The organism is Sporosarcina jeotgali (genome assembly GCF_033304595.1).
Lineage (GTDB): Bacteria > Bacillota > Bacilli > Bacillales_A > Planococcaceae > Sporosarcina > Sporosarcina jeotgali.
The window spans coordinates 2,679,630-2,698,251 of record NZ_CP116341.1 but is presented as its reverse complement, the minus strand read 5'-3'; the positions used below and the strand labels follow the sequence as shown (position 1 = coordinate 2,698,251).

Genomic DNA, 18,622 nt, shown 5'->3' with positions numbered 1-18,622 from the left:
TTCAATAATTTGAAGACGAAGGGCTATCTCAATTTACATGTTTCTTGAATTTGCGGCGACCACGGAAAATAAGCATCCAATAGTTCAGAAGTCTGCTGGAAATGAAGAGACGGCAAATCCGTTAATACTTTTTTCAAATATGCATAGAAATCGATTCCATGGATTTTTGCAGTCTCAGCCAAACTCAAACAGATCGCATTTGCTTGAGCACCTGCTTCACTGACAGAAAAAAGCCAGTTTTTCCGACCCAGAACATTGGGACGGATGGCATTTTCAGCTGGATTATTATCAATTTCAATCCGCCCATCGAAAAGAAAACGTTGGAGTTCATCTTTTCTTTTCAATGTATAGTCAGTTGCAGTGGCAATCGCATTCTTCCCATAGAAATGACTTTCTTCTATCCATTTAAAAAAGGCGGTCACAATCGGTTTGGAATACTTCTTTCGCATTCGTCGCCTTTTGCCAGGACGCATTTCTCTGAATTTGTTCTCAAGTCGATAGAGTTGATTGCAATAGTCGACGCCAATCCTACCATTCTTACTGTCGACTTTCAGCCAATAACGACGAACATGCGCCCAACAGTTGGCAAAGGTGACACCTGGTAAACCGCCGTATGCAGAATAGCCATCACAAATGATTGTTCCTTTGTAATCACCAAGGAAGTTCTTCAGAACTTCTCGTGCTCGCGATAGCGAACTATGGAAAAGCACCATCACAGGTCCTTGGCAGGGAACAGTTTTGTAGACCCAATTGTATGCCTTCGTGTTCCCAGGCTTTCCATCAGGCCGATAAATCACTTGCGCTGTTGTCTCGTCAACATGTAGGACAGTCCTTCGCATCGCTAGTGAAGTCATCCGTTGGTATAAAGGCAATAGCCACTCATTTGAAACCTTGATCACCCAGTTGGATAGATTTTTATCATTCGTTTCCAACCCATGACGAAGCCATTCTTTTACCTGACGATATAGAGGAAGATAAAGATTATATTTGTCTGATATGACCTTGGCTAGCACACTTGGACCTGCGAGACTCCGTTGAATCACCGGTTGAGGTGCCTTTCCGCGCACGATGTTGGCTGCTATAGAACTATCTAGTTTGCAGTGTTTGCATTCATAGGAGTGCTCCATATGCTGAATACGTTTCAGTTTGGCAGGGATGAATTCTGCTTCTTCTCGAACGACTATCCCACCGATTCTTGCCAAATCATTTTGACAACAGCTACAGGTGAGTAGGTCAGGATAATGATGAACAACTTCCGTTTCCACACCTTCATGAAAATGGTCATTCCGCTTCTTCTTCGATGCTTTACGAACAACAGTGTAAGAAATCACCTGTTGGCTTTGATCTTCTGTTTGCTCAGAATCGTGAAAAGGGTCCTCTTCCTCATCGAACAAAGAGCTTTGCCCGTCGGGCACATTGTATCTTGATTTCTCGGATTTTGATCCAAAAAGCATCTTCGTCAAGTGCTGAACCTGCTCAGTTAGTTTTTCGATTTGCTTGGACTGCTGTTCATTCTGTTGATTGGAATGCGCCAATTGCTCTTCCAACATACTGATGACTTTTTCCAATGCTTGTTCAGAGGTACGATTGGCCATTTCCTTCACCGCTTTCTTTCTTGTTGAACGTAGTATACCGGATAGCGGAGCCCATGAACAGAAGTTTTTAAAAGGAGCTTTTTAATGAAGGAGCAATCGCTCTTGGCTGCTGAATAGCTAACCCTTCGAGCAACCAACGAAGTTCTTGCTGCGTTAGATTTTTCACTTCCCGCTCACTACGTGGCCATTGAAGTTTTCCGGCATCGAGTCTTTTATACAACATAGCGAAACCATCACCATCGAAATATAGACATTTATATCGATCCTTTTTTCCACCTGCGAACAGAAAAATAGAATCACCATATGGATCTAAATCAAAGGAATCTTGAATGAGTGTAGCGAGTCCATCAATTCCTTTTCGCATGTCTGTTTTTCCGCAGACAATATAGATATTCTGAACATCTGTATAATCTTGCCTCATTGGTTCATCAGCTCCCGTATAATGACTTGGATAATCCGTTCATCCACGCCATTCTGGAGTGTGACTTCAGCGCTACCAATCTTGATTTGACAGTGACCGGAGGTCTTCGTTGGATTTGCTGGAGTTTGTTCACTTTTGGTGGGTTGTAAGGAAACGGGGACTATCGTTAAAGGGTTTAAAAACAAAGAAAGCACCTCCTGTTTGATACGAATATCGTACCAAGCGGGGTGCTGCGTTGCCTATGCGTTATTTAATTGGGGGCTTACTTTAAAAGTTTTTAGTATGAAAGAGTTATCAGATGTACTGAGAAAGTTAGAAGGAGCAAAAGTAAGTGGCACTAAGAAAGAAAAAATTCAGAACATCATTGATTATTATGAAATGCTATCGTCACCTATGTCTTCAGATCCAACGGATGACAGATCTCGATTATTTGATTTTTATGAAGAATTAGCGGCTAGAGATTATAAAACACTCCGAGTAAATAAAGTGATTGATAAAGATATTGAGGTAGATAATTACTTTGAGGAAGCGACACGTTATATTTTTGAACGGAAATTTGGATTAGATGTTCTGCCTATGGAAGGTACCAGGCATGCCGACGGAAAATTGCCATTTAGCAAACAGGAAGTGGTCTTATGGGATAATAAAAGTACAGAGGCTCCTTACCATTTTCCCGATAATCATTTCAATCAATTTTTAAGATACATTCGTTCAGAGAAAATGAGAGTTACATTGTTTTTAATCGTGGTTCAAGACTATACGAAAGAAGCAGTGGCACAGGCTCAAAAACTAAAAGCCTTTTCTGAAGAAGATACAGATATAGCATTAATTAAAGCTTCAGACTTAAAATACGTGGCTGATCAGTGGGAGAACTTCTCTGATCAAAAACAGCCTTTATTCAGCTTACAAGTGTTTAATATGACAGGGGAATTAACGAGGAACATGTTGCTCAGTCGGATGGAGTGGGCGCTTAAAGGTATGGGGAAAAGATGATAGGACATAAAGTTAAGGGAGGTTAGTGAAACGTTGTGTGTAAAACAGTTATGAACGTTTTAACAAACATGAAAGCTTGGTGCTCAGGTACTTGGTGCTGAAACGCAAGGAGTTACTAATTAAATTGGAAGATAAGAAATGAATCGTCATTACAAATTTTATCCAATATGACACTGATATAATGAAAGAATTTGAAGGGTATCGTCAAGCTATATTTAATAAACTAATCGGGCACCGTAGCGCTCAACAATATCAACATTTTGACTTACTGATAAGTAAAAAATATGGTTATAGACTTCGTCAAGCAGCCATTCATGCAAGACCAGGCAATAAGCAATGAAGATAGAACACCCGGTTACAAGAGTGATGAGATTATGTGGCGGGTCTGAAAAATTGGGTTCATTAAAAAAAGGGAATAATAGTATACTGAAAAGTGGAGGGGAAAACATGAAACGAATAATATTTATAATAATAGCAGCATCATTATTAACCGCGTGTAGCGACAATGAAGTAAATAAGAAGGAAGATGTTTCTACTAAAGCGGATACAACGGAAAAAGTGACGGTGTCGAAAGAAGAAAAGAAAGATGATGTACCGCGTGAACATAAAAACGCTTTGAAATCTGCACAGAACTATTTGAACATCATGGCATTCTCGGAGAAAAGTTTATACCAACAACTCACTTCTGAAGCTGGAGACAAGTACCCGGATGATGCAGCACAATATGCAATAGATAACGTAAAAGTAGACTATAACGAGCAAGCGCTAAAAGCTGCTAAAAACTATCAAAGTATAATGCCAATGTCTGACCAAGAGCTATTAAATCAACTTACGTCAGACGCAGGTGATAAGTATACACAAGAGCAAGCACAATACGCGATTGATAACTTAGATAAGTAACACCAAGGCATCCTATCCAGGGTGTCTTTTTATATATGGTATAGGGTCCTGGATATTAGATACCTGTTCATAAAACAATCTTGAAAGTTTTTGCACAGCTACAGGAAAACAGCGGACAACAAAGTCTACACAAAAACTACTTTCCATTTAATTGCATGATCTAAGTATACTAAGACTTAAGTTTGATTTGAATTTCAGGCAAACGACTGGCAAATTTGTGCAAGGAATTGGATATGATGAAGTCAGAGGGAAAGGGGTGTTCTATATGCGGAAGATTATTGTAGTTATAATGGCAGTGGGCATACTAGGTGCTGCTGGGGTTTGGGGATATAATTGGTTTTTTTCGGAGAATAGGGTCAGTGACATTTTAATTGAAAAAGATGACGTGAAATCACTAAATGCCAATATACAGACCGGTTACGGGGATGTGACTATTAAAGATGGTCAGGATGCGTGGATCAGAGGCACAGTTGATACGAATAAGAAGAAATTGAGACCGACAGTTTCTTATAAGAAGAAAGGAACTGTCGGCACCGCTGACATAAAGCAAAAAGGAAAAATGCTTTCAGGGTTAGGAAACGTACGTAACGATTGGAACCTTCAGCTGACAAATGAGGTGCCTGTTAACTTGAATATTGAAATGGGCGTCTCTGACTCGACACTAAACCTATCAGGTATCCAACTCAGCCAGTTATCGATCGATGCAGGTGTAAGCGATGCAACCATCGATTTAAGTGGGGACTGGAAAGATAGCTTCAAGGCAGATATTGACCTTGGAGTCGGCGATGCGACGATCCTTCTTCCCGCTGATACTGGTGTCAAACTGTTCGTTTCAAAAGGGATTACAGACCTTGAGACGAAAGGTTTTACATCACAAGGAAAAGGCATTTACGTGAATGATGCTTATGCGAGTAGTGATGTTATGATTGATATGAAAGTTGATGTTGGAGTGGGCGATTTGAAGTTTAAACTTGTAAACTGAATAAGAAAACGATGAAATTATTTTACCTCTCTTCCTGATTATTAAAGGAGAGAGTTTTTTGTTGCCATACATTCACTCTTGCACGAAAGTATTTATCGCCCTTTTAATTGCTTAATCTCCGCAACCTCTTCTTGCAACTCTTTCTTCATCTCTTTAAACATCTCATCCTTAGTAGCATTCGTCGGATTAATAATCTCAATCCGCGAAAAGATATAACCAATCACTGACGTCAAATGTTTTAGCATAATTCTCCTCCTTAGTATTGTTGTATTATCATCATTACATAAGTAAACTGATAGTACAGAATTATTCCCGTATAAGGGAAAGGCGGTGTGCGAGTGGAGGGTGGAAAAGTTTTTAAAGAGATACGAGCAGCGAGAGGGATTACAATACAAAACTTGGCGGATGACTATGTATCCAAGTCCACAATATCTAGATTTGAACGATCTGAAGCAGATATAACGTTAGAAAAACTAATTCATATGTTGGATAAAGTAAAGGTTTCGATGCGGGAATTTGTATTTCTAACGAATACAGTCGAGGGCACTGTCCCTTCGTTAGAGCTGCTGCCCCAAGCTGTAATAAATAATGACTCGGAAGGCTTACAGAAACTAGCGCGTGAAGAATGGGAGCAGTTTAACGAAACCGGCAGCAGTTATTCGAAGTTGTCCGCGATTGTATTAGACGCTCATTTCAAAAGTCTTGCTGGTAATAAGAAAGAAATAAACGAAAGTGATATTAACTATTTAACGGATTACTCGTTTCAGTCCGAATTATGGACACAATTTGACTTGGTGTTATTCGGAAATTCCATATCTTATCTTCCTATTGAAACGTCTATTGTTTTATCGAAAGAACTTATTAGAAAGACAGAACTGTTCCATAAGGATCGACAAAGTTTTGAAACACTCATTAATACCTTAATCAACATAACGTTGGTTTGTATCCAGCAAGCGCGAGTGAGAGTTGCTGAAGATTTCATTATTGTGCTAGATGAACTTCCTATAGACGAAACTTTTATCCTGGAAAGAGTGCTGTTGAAATTTACAAAAGGATTAGTCAACTTAAAAAGTGGGAAAGTCGAGCAAGGGACCGTAATGGTAAATGAAGCGCTGCAAGCGATGAGATTGGCAGATGCGGTTAGGCTGGAAGATATCTTTCGTTCTCTTTATGTCAAGGTGATATAAGGCACCTGTACAACAAACAACTATGAATGGTTGACCAAACACAAAGGTTTGTTGCGAAGATACCTAATATTTAGTCGCGGGTAGATTTTTGTCGCTGGACATATTCTTTGACTGATTCATACACAGCAGGCGCCGAATGCTGCCTGACTCGTTCCAGCAATTCATCCGGGGATTGAAACGGCAGCGTTTCTTCAGTGCCGCTATGCTTGCTGTGGTAGCGTTTGTCGTTAATGGAATACGTGCCATCGTCTGTCACTTTGGCAATGAGCAACGCTTTGTTGAATGAAGACTCCGGGCTATGGTGGATCTGCTGTTTCACATGATTTAAATGCGCCCAGTCAATCTCATCCGGATACAAGCCATAACGGCGTTCCCAACCGCTGTCCGTCAGCTGTTCGAAAACCATCCTGCCTTTTTCCGTCTTTTCCGTCCGCAAGCGGAATGTACCGGCTGGTGAAGTGACGGAATCGCCATCCAATGCGACAGGCTGCAGCGCGAGATTGTTGCCAAAACCGCTATCGATCAGATACCATACATTTTCGTGTTCAAGCAAGTTGACGACATGCGTGCGGTCAAGCGCGTAGCTTTCTTGCGGCTGTACCCAAATCGTTGCGGCGGCGAGCCGGACAGGGAAGCCAAGATCTCTGAGAACGATAAAAAGCAGCCCATTAAGCTCGTAACAGAGACCGCCGCGACCTTGTTTGAGCATTTTATCTCGAAGGTATTGCTCGGAAATCGTTTCTTCGTTCGCCAGCAAGACGTCAAGGTTCTCAAATTCGAATTGCTGTGCGAAGAACTTCTGAACGTGGCTAATTTTTTCCAGCATGGAGCCTTTCAGTTTCAATTGTCCAATGAATGAGTCGGTCATATGTCGTAACGTCCTTTCTATTTAAAAATACGCTAAAGTATACTGGAAATGCTCGCCTGTCATTGCTCCGAAGAATGCTGCGAACTGATTTTTAAGGAAACTGCATGTGCAATTTTCAGCACAGGTCTTATGAAAAGCTGTGTGCTTCCGATTATAAAGAGAATAATTCCGGCTGTCTTAAGGGATTCGAAAAAGAAGAATACACTGCCGAGGACGAATTCCAATCCCAGCAGTAATTCATTGACGATAAAGATATATTGATAATTTTTATTGAAGAAAATAATATGCTTGCCGACTTTTACTTCATATTCTTGCTGCTTATTCACTAGCTTAGGCATCTCCATCTCCTTCTTATTCCCTCATTCCCTTCACAATTCCAAGTAAACGAACTTCTTTCCACGAGCACCTGCAAACAATCATAAAAACTTCCTAAATCCCATATGAAATATTAGCAAAGAACCCGATAGACACGGTATAGGCTGTCTTTGCAGTATTTCACTCAATCTATATCTATCAACTAATCACTTTTAAATCTATAATGAGGGTAGAGATTAGTAAAGGAGCGGATTATTATGAAAACCATTCAGCAGCGCAATAACGTGAAGGTAATAGGGAAAGGTGAACAAACCATCCTACTAGCTCATGGATTTGGGTGCGATCAGAGTATGTGGCAGTACATAGCCCCTGCTTTAGCAGAGAATTACCGGGTCATACTTTTCGATTATGTGGGTGCAGGGGATTCTGATATTACCGCTTATCAATCAGAAAAGTACAGTTCGGCCCATGGCTATAAGAAAGATATCTTAGACATCATTGACGAGTTGGAATTGAAGGACATCCATTTTGTGGGGCATTCAGTAAGTTCAATGATCGGCATGCTCGCTGCTATTGAAAGACCGGAATGCTTTAAGAAATTTGTCATGATTGGTCCATCACCATGCTACATCAATGAGCCAGGGTATACGGGCGGGTTCGAAGCGAGTGACATTGCAGAATTGCTGACGATGATGGAGATGAATTTTACCGGGTGGGCAAACTATTTAGCGCCTGTCGTAACGGATCCGGCGAAAGATCCTCAGCTGACAAAAAACATGGAGCAGAGTTTTGTTTCAGTAGATCCTCAAATTGCACGGGAATTTGCTGAAATGACATTTATGTCCGATCATCGCAAAGGGTTAGCATCGATGACTGTGCCGACACTTATTATTCAATGTTCGGATGACAGCATTGTGCCTATCGAAGTAGGCGACTACTTGCATGCCCATTTGCCAGCGAGCACGCTGCACGTTATGCAAGTAAAAGGTCATTACCCTCATATGAGCAAACCGACAGAAACGAGACAACTGATAGAAGAATTTTTTCTAATTAATACTGAAGAGGATGAATGGCAGTGGAAGAACGGTTAAAAGAAGCACCATGCGGTTTTATTAGTATTGATGAAAACGGCTGTGTCCTTGAAGTCAATAATCGCTTCCTTACATGGATGGGCTATGAGGAAGATGAAGTGGTTGGAAAGCACATGGAGACTTTCTTAACGCGAGTCAATCGTATGTTCATCCATACGTACTTTTTTCCAACGATACAGCTGCATAACTCTGTGGAAGAATTTTATATCAATCTAACAACGGCGGCGGGTGAATCCATACCGTTTCTTTTAAATGCGAGACGGTATATGCAAGAGGGTCTAGCTGTCATTGACTGTATGTTCATCCAGATGAAACAGCGAATCGATTATGAACTGGAACTGCGTTCGCTTCAGAAGACAACTGAAAAGGCGTATCAAGACCGGGAAGAGGCATTTGTTCAACTAGAAAAAGTGTATGCGGAAATTGCTAGGAAGCAAAACGAGATTTTAGAGATGAATAATGAACTCTTGAAATTATCCAATACAGATAAGCTGACGAATATTTCGAACAGACGCTTTTTCCAGGAAGAATTGGAACGTCATATTGATCGATATACAAAAGAGGGAAGTGTATTTTCGTTATTGATGGTGGACATTGATCACTTCAAAAAGGTCAATGACACATATGGGCATCTGGCTGGCGATAGCGTTCTGGTTCAACTGGCGGGACTGCTGACACAAGAAATGGGTCCTGACGATCGGGTAGCACGTTTGGGCGGTGAAGAGTTTGTCATCATTCTGCCAGAAACAAATGCTGAAGAGGCACTTAAACTTGCTGTTAAGCTTAATAAGGCAGTAGAAAATGCCAACTGGGAAATTATCGATCGATTAACCGTGAGTATTGGAGCGTCTACATTCTCAGAAAGCGACACAGAAGTCACTATTTTAAATTGCGCGGATTTGGCGCTTTATAGGGCGAAAGAAAATGGCCGCAATTGCTCGATTCACTATCAGGAGATAGGGTAATGTCTTCCAACGTGAAGCAACCTTTATCCTTTTTGTGTAGGCTACACTTACTTGGACAATAAAATTAAGGTCTTGTAGAATACAACCATAGAGATGAGGAGAATCTACATGACTGAAAAACGAGTAAGGTAGACCTATACCAAGGAATTTAAAAATCAACTAATTGACGAAGCTTCACATAATCCTGTAGTTCACGCTCTAACTGGCTGATAGAAGAAAAGGTCATATGCTTCATGAACTCTATTTTGACCGCATTGAACATCGATTCTGCTACCGTATTGTCGTACGGGCATCCTTTCATACTTAGTGATCTTCCGATGCCAAAAGATACCCGTCGCTTCGAATACAATTTCAGATAATTGGCAGGCTTGTCCTTTGATGAATTTACTATTCTCTTTGAGCCAGCTGTATCCATTCGCTGTAGGTTTCAGTTCACCTTCATACAAACAACGCTGGCTGTGATCATATATGACCATTGTACTTTTCCCCATGCTTACGTTAAACGCAATTACATAATTCAATATGTCTCCTCCTCATTTGGTTTATAGAAGCCTTCACAGCGCCTTATCGATTCCATTTTCTTATACACGATCTCGAAGATTCAACATACTAAACTGTTTCAACTAAGGATGTGAAGTGAGTCGATTTCCTTAAACAAATTCTTAGATTCCAGCGTCCGCATGACTTCGCTTCACTTCTACCATAAAAAATAGTAGCACAAACCATGGCCATGGTTTGTGCTACTAATGTTAGTATGTTTCCGAAGGGTTCGTCCTCAGCAGATTTCCTCGCTGCGCTCAGTCCAGGATCTTCGCTAATTCCTCCGCTCCGGAATTGCTATCGTCTACTTCGATTAACGGTCTTGTGAAAGAGTAAAGTCTTCTGCACGAAAATAAAGCTTTAACGATATTTCTTAACGACACATGATTGTTAAGTATCCAACATCTATCAGTTATTTCTCATTCATTATTTCATAAATTGCAAGGTTCGTACCCAAAACATTGACATTGTCTTCGCCAAACACCCCAAATACTCGGTCTTCTGTATTGGCTTTCACAATTGCATCAACCTTATCCAGCGGGATACCGCTCGCTTGTGAAATGCGGTTCATCTGAATGCGTGCAGCCTCTACACTGATGTGTGGGTCAAGACCTGATCCAGAGGCGGTCAACAAGTCTGCCGGGATTTGTTCACGTTTCACATCTGGGTTCGCTTTTAAGAAAGATTCAATATCTGTTTCAATTCGTGTTAGTAGTTCCGGATTGGAAGGAGCGTAGTTGAACGAACCTGAGCTGACTCCGCTGTATGCTGTTTTCCCATTTACATCAGCTACTATATCTTCTTTTGTATAGGTATTGTAATTCACGGCAGATACCCGTCCCCATAAATACTCTGGGGCATTAAAACGTTGGCCTATCTTTTCAGATCCAACAATTTGACCGTCCACTTCTATTAAACTGCCATTCGCTTGCTTGTTGAATACCATTTTTGCCACCGCTGTCACCGCAAATGGGTATATCAAACCACATAATACGAACATTGTACAAGTAACGAGCATTGCCTGTTTCGTGTATTGGAAAAATCCCTTCATACAAAGTTCCCTCCTATAGTCCTGTCATCTGTGAAATAGGCCCGATAATCATGTCGATAAGTTTTATTCCAACAAAGGGGGTGATGATCCCGCCAAGTCCGTAAACTAGTAAGTTTTGATTCAACAATTTCGAAGCGGCCATGGGTTTGTATTGAACACCCTTCATAGCGATTGGAATCAGTAGCGGAATGATGATGGCGTTAAAAATCAATGCCGAGAGAATGGCACTTGTCGGTGAATTTAGATGCATGATGTTGAGCGCTCTCATTTCAGGTACGCCTACCATCAACATCGCAGGAATGATTGCGAAGTATTTAGCTACATCATTTGCGATACTAAATGTTGTTAACGCACCGCGTGTCATCAGCAATTGTTTTCCGATTTCCACAACTTCAATGATTTTGGTCGGGTTTGAGTCTAAATCGACCATGTTCGCCGCTTCTTTCGCTGCGTTTGTTCCAGAATTCATAGCCATACCAACGTTTGCCTGAGCCAAGGCGGGTGCATCGTTCGTACCGTCACCAGTCATAGCAACAATTTTACCTTGCGATTGCTCTTCTTTTATCACATTAATCTTGTCTTCCGGCTTACTTTCAGCTATAAATCCGTCAACACCTGCTTCTTTGGCGATTGTTGCGGCAGTTAGCGGATTGTCACCTGTACACATTATTGTTTTAATCCCCATCGACCTAAGCAGTTCAAAACGTTCTTTCAAACCCGGCTTTACAATATCCTTTAAATAAATGACGCCAAGGATGTGATCGTCTTCAGCCACTACTAGAGGTGTACCGCCAAGTGATGATACTTGATGCACTAGCTCCTCCAAATCTTTTGGTAAAGCCCGGCCTGCAGCGATACTTCGATCTTTAATAGAATCATAAGCACCTTTTCGGATTTTTGTTCCGTCCTGCATATCCAGTCCACTCATGCGTGTCTGGGCTGAAAATGGAATATCCTCACTGGTCTCGACAATTCTTTTCTCATCAGTTGAATCGACGTTTAATTTGACGGCAAGCGATAAAATCGACTTTCCTTCTGGTGTATCGTCTTTTAAAGAACTCAACCATGCCGCACGAATGAGGTCAATTTCTTTTACCCCTTTTATCGGTTTGAATTCTTCTGCCATCCGGTTACCATAAGTGATGGTTCCTGTTTTATCCAAAATCAATGTATCCACATCTCCGCTAGCTTCGACAGCTTTTCCAGACATTGCAATGACATTGAATTGCGTGACACGGTCCATTCCAGCAATCCCGATAGCTGACAACAGACCGCCAATTGTGGTAGGGATTAAGCAGACTATCAATGCAATAAGTGTCGCAACTGGAATGGTTACATTCAGATACGTAGTCATAGGGTAAAGTGTGACAACGACTAGTAAAAATATAATCGTTAAACTGACTAATAGCGTATTTAAGGCGATTTCATTTGGTGTTTTTTTACGGCTTGCACCTTCTATAAGCGCAATCATCTTATCCAAGAACGATTCGCCAGGTAGCGAGGTGATTTCAATTTTCAGCCAGTCACTTGTCACCGTAGTACCACCCGTGACTGAAGAAAAGTCACCGCCTCTTTCTTTCACGACGGGTGCTGATTCACCAGTGATTGGCGATTCGTCCACAGTTGCTATTCCTTCAATCACTTCACCATCATTCGGAATGACTTCGCCCGTACGAACGATTACGATGTCCCCTTTAACAAGCTCATTAGCCTGTTTCATTATTTGAGTTCCGTCAGAAAGGAGTACACGAGCTTCTGTCACAGTTTTTGTTTTCTTAAGCGTCTGGACTTGTGCTTTACCCCGGCCTTCCGCGATGGATTCAGCGAAGTTCGCAAATAAAAGTGTGACTAGCAGAATCACAGCGACAATTGAATTGTATAGGCGTAAATGTGACCCTGTACCATCGCCCATTAAATTTGGGAAAATGGCTAACAAAAGGACAAAGATGAACCCAATTTCTACAACAAACATTACCGGGTTTTTCACCATGTAGACGGGATTTAATTTCTTAAAAGCTCCTAAGATTGAACTTTTCATAACTTCACCGGTTATTAAACTTTTTTTTGATGTGGTTTCCATTTTCGTATCTCCTCGTCAAGAACGTATTTGTAAATGTTCTGTAATCGGACCGAGTGCTAACGCAGGTAGAAATGTCAATGCGCCAATCATTAATACAATTGAGACAAGCAAAAATGTGAACATCGCGTTGTCAGTTTTCAAAGTACCAACTGATTCACTGTGCCATACCTTTTTCGCAAGTAGGGAGGCGATGGCAAGTTGAATAATGATTGATAAATAGCGCCCAAAGAACATCGCCAGACCAGTCGTGACGTTCCAAAAAGTTGAATTATCAGAGAGCCCTTCGAATCCAGAGCCATTGTTTGCTGATGATGAGGCGTATTCATAAAGTACTTGCGATAATCCATGTGAACCAGGGTTCGTGATTCCTTGAACTCCCGCAACAGTCGAAGCAGCGAGCGCTGAGAACCCTAGAATAATGGCAGGATGGATTAAAATACAAAGCGCAATTAGCTTCATTTCTTTTTCTTCAATCTTCTTCCCTAAAAACTGGGGGGAACGACCGATCATTAAACAAGCGATGAAAATCGTTAACATGACGTACATCATCATGTTCATCAAACCGACTCCCTTACCACCGAATACGACGTTTAACATCATGTTGAACAGGGGCACCATGCCCCCAATCGGCGTTAAGGTATCATGCATATTATTGACTGTTCCTGTCGTAAAAGCTGTCGTCACAACCGTGAATAAAGCAGATTGTGGTACGCCAAATCGCATTTCCTTACCTTCCATACTGCCTAGATCTTGTGTAATACCAAGCTCATCAATAATAGGGTTTCCTGCACGTTCCGCAAGATAACAAGTCGTTAGACCAATAAGGAAAAGAATACCCATCGCTGCAAAAATGACGAATCCTTGTTTGCCGAAAAGTGCTTTCTTCCTTCGATTAACGACCATTAGACCAAATGTCACAACGCTAGCACCAGGGAGTAGCATCATGGAGAGCATTTCCACGATGTTTGTAATGACGGTTGGATTTTCAAAAGGTGTTGATGAATTGGCACCGTTGAAACCGCCTCCATTTGTACCCACATGCTTAATTGACTCGAGTGAGGCAACAGGTCCGAGTGCAATATCTTGCATATTCCCTTCTATTGTTTGGATGGTTTCGTTTGCATGGAACGTTTGAGGCGAACCTTGGGATACTAAAAACAGGGCTACGATAAAAGAAATTGGAATCAATACACGTGTCGTCACACGCACAAAGTCTACAAAAAAGTTACCAAGTGTATCTGTATTAGCAACTAAACGACGGCAGAACGCCATGCATGCCGCATAGCCGGTTGCTGCTGAAGTAAACATCATAAACGTGATGACAAGCATCTGTCCTAAATAAGTTAACCCTGATTCACCACTGTAGTGTTGTAGATTTGTATTCGTCATAAAAGAAATAATCGTATTGAATGACAGTGTCGCCTCCATATTCCCGACGTCATTCGGGTTAAGAAACAGCGCTGACTGAATACGTAAAATAATGTATCCAATGAACACCATTATGGCATTTGATAAAATCAATGCCAGCAAATATTGTTTCCCAGTCATATTGCCCTGCTTAATGCCACATACGTTGTAAATGACATGATCGATCCGGTTCATGACCGGATCAATCCAAGTTTTTTGTTGCATGGTTACGTGGTATAAATAATGACCAGCAACAATGACTATCGGTAGATAAATTCCAATCACCAAGGCAATTTGCCACATATCCGTTACCTCCTACAGGCTTATTAATCATTTTCAGGATAGAGTAATGCGTGAACTAGATAGCCAAATAACAATACTAGGACAATCGACAATACGATCCACATAACGTTTCCTCCTTAATTGTTTACTAGTTTGTAACACCAGATTGTGAGTCCGTATAGGCTTGCAAAACTTATGATTAATACACCAATCATAATTACATCCATCATGTGTCCCATCCTTTCTGTTTAGCGAGTAGTTTCATCATAATGAAGTTTAGATTAATGTAGTATTAGAGAAATTGGATTCTTATAAAGGTGGCATTAAGACGGAAAATCTTAATGCCGTCTTAATGTGAATCGGGACTATAATGAGGTGGGGGTGAGGGATCATGGTAGATAGTCGTCCAAGTCCAGATGCGATTTTAGAGAAAATTAAACAGTTAGAAAAAAGAGCCGGAATCGGCAAGTTGAAAATATTTCTGGGGTATGTAGCAGGAGTCGGAAAAACATACGCCATGCTTGACGCTGCCCAACAAGCAAAAAAACTGGGTATAGATGTGGTCGTCGGCTATGTTGAACCACATGCCCGCCCTGAAACAACGGCCTTACTTGAAGGGCTTGAGAAGATACCTACTAAGAAAGTTCTTTATAAAGGAAAGACATTTGAAGAATTCGATATCGATGCAGTGCTTGAACGAAAACCTGGACTTGTCTTGATTGATGAATTGGCACATACCAATGTACCGTCAATGCGCCATTCAAAGAGATTTAATGATGTCGAGGAACTGCTTGCCAAAGGGTTTCACGTTTACACAACTGTAAATATCCAGCATATTGAAAGCCTTCATGATTTGGTGGAGGAAATCACCGGCGTGAAAGTGCGTGAGCATATACCGGATTATTTAATAGATAACGCAGCACAAATTAAACTCGTTGATATTGAACCGGAGGATTTAATCCAGCGTTTAAAGGAAGGGAAAATATATCGTGCACCACAAGTCGAAAGGGCGATGGAACAATTTTTTCAAAAATCGAATTTAGTCGCGCTCCGCGAAATTGCATTACGCCGAACAGCTGATACGATTTATCACAAAAAAACGCTAGAGAATATGTCTCTAACTCAAAGCACACAAGTGGAGGATCATTTGCTAGTGGGGATTAGTAGTTCACCGACAAATGCAAAAGTTATCCGGACCGCCGCACGACTGGCCCAAGCGTTACACGGTAAGTTCACAGCGTTATATGTACAGAAATCAGGAATAAATCTCGGTAGTGATGCGAATTCAGAGAGATTGCAACAGCACATCAAACTAACAGAGCAACTTGGTGGCCATGTCGTAAGCGTTCAGGAGGAAGATGTAGCGGCTGCCCTAGCCAATTATGCCCGAATAAGTGGTGTGACGAAGCTAGTTATCGGAAGAACTGCGACGAAATCTCAATGGTGGAGGTCGAATTCCAAAGTAAGTGATCGACTTAGTATGTACATGCCAAACTTGGCAATGTACATTGTGCCTGATAGGGAAAACGAACCGCTCCGTTTTCAGGGAATGATCCCTCGACCTAAGTTCCATTGGATGGACTTATTGAAAATGGCAATTATATTTTTCGTAGCATCATTGATAGGAATGTTCTTCTTTATGCTTGGTGTGAGTGAAACAAATATCGTTACTATCTATATTTTAGGTGTGCTTGTACTTGCAATATGGTCGACGGGATGGGAAATCAGCATTGTTAGTTCGTTAGTTGCGGTGCTGATTTTCAATTTTTTATTCACTGAACCGAGGTTTTCATTTGAAGCCTATCATTGGGATTACCCTATGACGTTTCTGATCATGTTCATCTCCGGGTTAATTACGAGTAGCTTGGCACGGAAAGTAAAACAGCAAGCTGTTGGTGCAGTACGCAAGTCTTATCGGATGGAAGTGCTACTTGAGACAAATCGTAAATTACAGCATGCGAAATCACTTGAGGAAATCATTTCAGAAGGAATGACACAAATTGTCAAACTCGTTGAAAAACCAGCCGTATTTTTTCATCTGGACAATCAATTAATCATGAAGAAAGTGTATTTCCGAACTACTGTTATGACCTCTGCAGAAAACATGTCGATGGAAGCACTGTTTGATAATGTAAACGAACGGGGCGTAGTAACATGGGTCGCAAAAAACAAGCAGACTGCCGGCGTTTCGACAGATACTTTCCCCGAAGCAAGTGCGTACTATATACCTGTCATATCAAGTGGGAACGTTGAAGGGGTTGTTGGAATTATGCTAACAAAAAGTGATCCGATCCCATCTTTTGAACGAAATATTCTAGATGCCCTCATTAATGAATTCTCATTTGCGCTTGATAAATGGTATTTACAAAAGTCGAATGAAGAAGTCGTTCGTGAAGCCGAGCTTGAACAAATGCGTGCCAACTTTTTACGTGCGATTTCGCATGATTTACGAACACCACTAACGAGTATCTCAGGTAACTCGGATATGTTGCTTACTAGCGGGGATCAAATTAATAAAGAACAAAAAGTTCAGCTATATCGCGATATAAATAGTAATTCAAAGTGGCTTTTACAGATGGTCGAAAATCTGCTTGCTGTATCGAGATTAGATGGAGGAGAACTGTCAATTGAAATGCAGCCGGAGCTAGTTGAAGAGATTTTGCAAGAATCACTTTTGCATGTGACCCAAAACGACAAAACGCATCATATTCACTGCCAAGTTGAGCCTGATTTGATATTTGCGGTGATGGATGCGCGGCTTATGATCCAGGCAATTATCAATATTATTAATAACGCATTGACCTATACACCTATTGGAAGTGAAATCACAATGACAGCGCAGGAAGAAGGCAACTTTGTGCGTATTAGAATAGCTGATAATGGACCTGGAATTAGTGACACAATAAAAGATCGATTGTTTGAACCCTTCACAACGGATAAAATCTACCGTAGTGACAGTCGGCGTGGTCTTGGACTCGGACTTTCACTGTGCCAAGCTATCGTCAAAGTCCATGGCAGTGAGCTCACAGTTGAAGACAATGTGCCAACAGGTGCGATCTTTAGTTTTACGCTAGAAAAAGGAGATGTCCATGTAAATGAGTAACCGCATTCTTGTAGTGGAAGATGATATCGCGATCGGTAACTTAATCAAGATGGCATTGAGTATGAATCAGTACGAATATGTGATTTCATTGGATGGTCAAACCGCTTTACAAAATGCGTTATCGATGCAACCCGATGTGATTATTTTAGATCTTGGGTTACCGGATATGGATGGTATCGATGTTATTGCTAAAATTCGCAGCTGGTCGAACGTACCGATTATTATAGTAAGTGCAAGGAACGAGGAGCGCGATAAAATCAGCGCATTGGACGCGGGGGCTGATGATTATGTAACGAAACCGTTTAGTGTAGACGAACTATTAGCGCGCATTCGTGTGGCGTTCAGAAGAATTGCGAGTGATAGCCAGTTGGATAGCAAAGAGGCTGTATTCATAAACGGCGATTTACGCATTGATTATTTGGCGAATACGGTGTTTAAACATGATGTAATCATTCACTTGACACCGATTGAGTATAAGTTATTGGTTGCCCTGTCACACCATGTCGGTAAAGTTCTGACACATAACTTCCTATTGAAGGAGGTGTGGCAACATGTATCACAATCCGACGTAGCCAGTTTGCGAGTATTCATGGCCACGTTACGCAAAAAAATAGAGGATGATCCCGCGAAGCCAACAATTATTCAAACGCATATACGTGTGGGGTATCGTATGTTGAGATATGGGGATGAATAAAAAAGGAGAGGACATCCCGGTATCTTGGATAACTTCGTGCTCGTTTAACTTGGTGTTTGGGGGATCCACTAGCAGTACATAACTATAAATTGACAGAATAGGGTACTTACCAGTGAGTTTTGACAAATACGTAACTTTATTTCCAGAA

19 protein-coding genes are annotated in these 18,622 nt (G+C 41.2%); 8 read left to right on the top strand and 11 right to left on the bottom strand.

Features of this window, described 5'->3' with window-relative positions; genetic code table 11:
* Window positions 1-23: 23 nt before the first annotated feature.
* Window positions 24-1,595 carry an IS66 family transposase gene (gene tnpC, locus PGH26_RS13570; RefSeq protein WP_323691474.1) on the bottom strand — a complete coding sequence of 524 codons (1,572 nt, stop codon included), beginning with the start codon at window positions 1,593-1,595 and terminating at the stop codon, window positions 24-26.
* Between the two features lie 67 nt (window positions 1,596-1,662).
* Window positions 1,663-2,016, bottom strand: coding sequence for an IS66 family insertion sequence element accessory protein TnpB (gene tnpB / locus PGH26_RS13565; RefSeq protein ID WP_323691475.1), 354 nt, complete (start codon window positions 2,014-2,016; stop codon window positions 1,663-1,665).
* A gap of 282 nt (window positions 2,017-2,298) precedes the next feature.
* On the opposite strand from tnpB, the gene PGH26_RS13560 reads away from it, so the two are divergent.
* The 3 genes from PGH26_RS13560 to PGH26_RS13550 all read left to right on the top strand — a co-directional run bounded on the left by PGH26_RS13560 (window position 2,299) and on the right by PGH26_RS13550 (window position 4,891).
* Complete coding sequence (locus tag PGH26_RS13560) at window positions 2,299-3,009, top strand: restriction endonuclease FokI C-terminal domain-containing protein (protein ID WP_323691584.1); 711 nt, start codon at window positions 2,299-2,301, stop codon at window positions 3,007-3,009.
* Window positions 3,010-3,456: 447 nt separating this feature from the next.
* On the top strand, window positions 3,457-3,909 hold the full coding sequence (locus tag PGH26_RS13555; RefSeq protein WP_323691583.1) for an Ltp family lipoprotein: 453 nt from the start codon (window positions 3,457-3,459) through the stop codon (window positions 3,907-3,909).
* Between the two features lie 265 nt (window positions 3,910-4,174).
* On the top strand, window positions 4,175-4,891 hold the full coding sequence (locus tag PGH26_RS13550) for a toast rack family protein (RefSeq protein ID WP_323691582.1): 717 nt from the start codon (window positions 4,175-4,177) through the stop codon (window positions 4,889-4,891).
* A gap of 92 nt (window positions 4,892-4,983) precedes the next feature.
* On the opposite strand, the gene PGH26_RS13545 is transcribed toward PGH26_RS13550, so the two are convergent.
* Complete coding sequence (locus PGH26_RS13545) at window positions 4,984-5,136, bottom strand: hypothetical protein (RefSeq protein ID WP_323691581.1); 153 nt, start codon at window positions 5,134-5,136, stop codon at window positions 4,984-4,986.
* Between the two features lie 93 nt (window positions 5,137-5,229).
* Here PGH26_RS13545 and PGH26_RS13540 point away from each other — a divergent pair, with 93 nt between their 5' ends.
* Window positions 5,230-6,078: a helix-turn-helix domain-containing protein gene (locus PGH26_RS13540; RefSeq protein ID WP_323691580.1), complete on the top strand. Its 849-nt coding sequence runs from the start codon at window positions 5,230-5,232 to the stop codon at window positions 6,076-6,078.
* Window positions 6,079-6,148: 70 nt separating this feature from the next.
* Here the strand turns inward: PGH26_RS13540 and PGH26_RS13535 are convergent, their stop codons facing one another.
* Both PGH26_RS13535 and PGH26_RS13530 read right to left on the bottom strand, forming a co-directional pair.
* Window positions 6,149-6,946: an arylamine N-acetyltransferase family protein gene (locus tag PGH26_RS13535; RefSeq protein ID WP_323691579.1), complete on the bottom strand. Its 798-nt coding sequence runs from the start codon at window positions 6,944-6,946 to the stop codon at window positions 6,149-6,151.
* 59 nt (window positions 6,947-7,005) lie between these two features.
* On the bottom strand, window positions 7,006-7,284 hold the full coding sequence (locus tag PGH26_RS13530; protein WP_323691578.1) for a YrhK family protein: 279 nt from the start codon (window positions 7,282-7,284) through the stop codon (window positions 7,006-7,008).
* Between the two features lie 234 nt (window positions 7,285-7,518).
* Here PGH26_RS13530 and PGH26_RS13525 point away from each other — a divergent pair, with 234 nt between their 5' ends.
* The gene (locus tag PGH26_RS13525; RefSeq protein WP_323691577.1) at window positions 7,519-8,352 is read left to right on the top strand and encodes an alpha/beta fold hydrolase; all 834 of its coding nucleotides are present in this window, start codon (window positions 7,519-7,521) and stop codon (window positions 8,350-8,352) included.
* Window positions 8,337-9,317, top strand: a complete 981-nt coding sequence (locus PGH26_RS13520; RefSeq protein ID WP_323691576.1) for a sensor domain-containing diguanylate cyclase — start codon at window positions 8,337-8,339, stop codon at window positions 9,315-9,317. The genes PGH26_RS13525 and PGH26_RS13520 overlap by 16 nt, the downstream gene beginning before the upstream one ends.
* Window positions 9,318-9,465: 148 nt before the next feature.
* On the opposite strand, the gene PGH26_RS16210 is transcribed toward PGH26_RS13520, so the two are convergent.
* The 6 genes from PGH26_RS16210 to kdpF form a co-directional block, all read right to left on the bottom strand.
* Complete coding sequence (locus PGH26_RS16210) at window positions 9,466-9,543, bottom strand: hypothetical protein (RefSeq protein ID WP_488803658.1); 78 nt, start codon at window positions 9,541-9,543, stop codon at window positions 9,466-9,468.
* A complete protein-coding gene (locus PGH26_RS13515; RefSeq protein WP_323691575.1) occupies window positions 9,509-9,838 on the bottom strand; it encodes a hypothetical protein in 330 nt (109 codons plus the stop codon). The genes PGH26_RS16210 and PGH26_RS13515 overlap by 35 nt, the downstream gene beginning before the upstream one ends.
* Window positions 9,839-10,269: 431 nt before the next feature.
* The gene (kdpC, locus tag PGH26_RS13510) at window positions 10,270-10,908 is read right to left on the bottom strand and encodes a K(+)-transporting ATPase subunit C (protein WP_323691574.1); all 639 of its coding nucleotides are present in this window, start codon (window positions 10,906-10,908) and stop codon (window positions 10,270-10,272) included.
* A gap of 13 nt (window positions 10,909-10,921) precedes the next feature.
* The gene (gene kdpB, locus PGH26_RS13505) at window positions 10,922-12,988 is read right to left on the bottom strand and encodes a potassium-transporting ATPase subunit KdpB (RefSeq protein WP_323691573.1); all 2,067 of its coding nucleotides are present in this window, start codon (window positions 12,986-12,988) and stop codon (window positions 10,922-10,924) included.
* Between the two features lie 15 nt (window positions 12,989-13,003).
* Complete coding sequence (gene kdpA / locus PGH26_RS13500; protein WP_323691572.1) at window positions 13,004-14,698, bottom strand: potassium-transporting ATPase subunit KdpA; 1,695 nt, start codon at window positions 14,696-14,698, stop codon at window positions 13,004-13,006.
* Between the two features lie 23 nt (window positions 14,699-14,721).
* Window positions 14,722-14,802 carry a K(+)-transporting ATPase subunit F gene (kdpF, locus tag PGH26_RS16185; RefSeq protein ID WP_431312546.1) on the bottom strand — a complete coding sequence of 27 codons (81 nt, stop codon included), beginning with the start codon at window positions 14,800-14,802 and terminating at the stop codon, window positions 14,722-14,724.
* Between the two features lie 266 nt (window positions 14,803-15,068).
* Here kdpF and PGH26_RS13495 point away from each other — a divergent pair, with 266 nt between their 5' ends.
* Together PGH26_RS13495 and PGH26_RS13490 are read left to right on the top strand one after the other, a co-directional pair.
* Window positions 15,069-17,780: a sensor histidine kinase KdpD gene (locus PGH26_RS13495; RefSeq protein ID WP_323691571.1), complete on the top strand. Its 2,712-nt coding sequence runs from the start codon at window positions 15,069-15,071 to the stop codon at window positions 17,778-17,780.
* Window positions 17,773-18,474 carry a response regulator transcription factor gene (locus PGH26_RS13490; protein WP_323691570.1) on the top strand — a complete coding sequence of 234 codons (702 nt, stop codon included), beginning with the start codon at window positions 17,773-17,775 and terminating at the stop codon, window positions 18,472-18,474. The genes PGH26_RS13495 and PGH26_RS13490 overlap by 8 nt, the downstream gene beginning before the upstream one ends.
* Window positions 18,475-18,622 lie beyond the last annotated feature (148 nt).